Origin of the sequence: Breznakibacter xylanolyticus (genome assembly GCF_003254275.1) — a bacterium.
GTDB lineage: Bacteria > Bacteroidota > Bacteroidia > Bacteroidales > Marinilabiliaceae > Breznakibacter > Breznakibacter xylanolyticus.
In genome coordinates this window covers 9815-11436 of sequence record NZ_QKZK01000058.1, presented here as the reverse complement: position 1 = coordinate 11436, position 1622 = coordinate 9815, and the positions used below count along the sequence as shown (strand labels likewise).

The 1622-nt window shown below is 40.7% G+C and carries 1 protein-coding gene; it reads right to left on the bottom strand.

All coding sequences use genetic code 11. The annotated features are described in order from the left end of the window. Positions 1 to 224 precede the first annotated feature (224 nt). Positions 225 to 707, bottom strand: coding sequence for a cache domain-containing protein (locus LX69_RS16855; protein ID WP_170124449.1), 483 nt, complete (start codon positions 705 to 707; stop codon positions 225 to 227). Positions 708 to 1622 lie beyond the last annotated feature (915 nt).

Here is a 1622-nt window from a genome sequence, read left to right as displayed (position 1 = left end):
TGGCATACCCTGCCGCTGTGATTACGGTAGCTCTCCACTAAACGGTAATAACCGCTATAGATTCCCGTTTCGGGGTTGGTGCGCATGGATACTTTGAAATACATGCCCCAAAGTAAACATGTAAACCGCTGATATACAATACCCCCTTGTGTACTACAAATGATTTTTCGAAAATTCAGACACTGATTATCAATGTATTACAAAAGCAAATAGAGCAAAAGAGCCTATTTTGAGGTGAAAAAAGGTGTTTTTTTAATGAATTTTGGATGGAAAGCTGCAAGATGGGTTAAAAAGTTGCCATGCGCATCTTTGCTTTCCCATCGACTTTTACCTTCCACTTCGGTGTTTCCCAACAAAACAACATTAACCCCTTGTCGGGTGTCTGCCCAGAAATAGCCGTCCACACCAAATCGTAACTGACGCAAGTAATCCGCTCCCCGTTTGAGGGCTTCATCTTGTGTGATTTCGTTTTGCTGCGCTTGTTGGTGAATGTGGGTCAGCATGCTGATGGCCGTTTCAACCTGGTATTGAATCAGTCGGTCAAAATCATCTTTCAATAGTTTTTCAGTCTGCTTAAGTTGGCGCATTTCATTGCGATAGCTGATTTGATTAAACGTGACTGTGATGATGGCTGCCAAAAGTATCAACGAGATAGCCGTAAACAGTGCTATCCGAAAACTGATTTTCGATAAAAATCGTTTGAGCATATTCATTTGTTTAGGTTAATAAATGGAATGTTGTGTATACGTCATGTTTAACGATTGAGTTCTGATTTGTATGGTGATTTGTCGTGATGCAAATGAAGGTTGCTTTGGGGGTGGACCATTAGTTGTTCTATATGAGTGAATTTGATCATGATTGAATTTCACTATTAAATATTCTTAGCTCAGTATTTGCAGTTGTTATATATTGCTTTATAAAACCATTGTTGTCATTCGTAGTGATGCTCCGCTAGCGTGGATTTGCAATCCGTGCTATTGCAAGTATCAAGTTTGTAATGTTTTAATGCAGCAAAAAAAGTCTCCCCCGTTGGGGCTATGCGGCCAAACCTTTTTGTCAGCGACTTGCCTGTTGTTGTCCATGAGTCTATTTCAATAAATCAACATAAAACTCTGTGCCCCTGAGTCTCAGTGTTCATTGAAAACTCTATTAAAACGTTGTTCTCATCTGTTGTGATGCTCCTCCGCTAGCGCGGATTTGCAATCCGTGCCATTGCAAGTGTCAAGTTTGTAATGTTTTAATACAGCAAAAGAAAGTCTCCCCCGTTGGGGCTATGCAGCCAAACCTTTATGTCAGCGACTTGCCTGTTATTGTCCATGTGCCTATTTCATTAAATCAAAATTAAACTCTGTGCCCCTGAGTCTCAGTGTTCATTGAAAACTCTATTAAAACGTTGTTCTAATCTGTTGTGATGCGCATTCTCCGCTAGCGCGGATTTGCAATCCGTGCCATTGCAAGTGTCAAGTTTGTAATGTTTTAATGCAGCAAAAAAAAAGTCTCCCCGTTGGGGCTATGCAGCCAAACCTTTATGTCAGCGAATTGCCTGTTATTGTTCATGTGCCTATTTCATTTAATCAAAATAAAACTCTGTTTCTCCGCTAGCGCGGATTTGCAATCCGTGC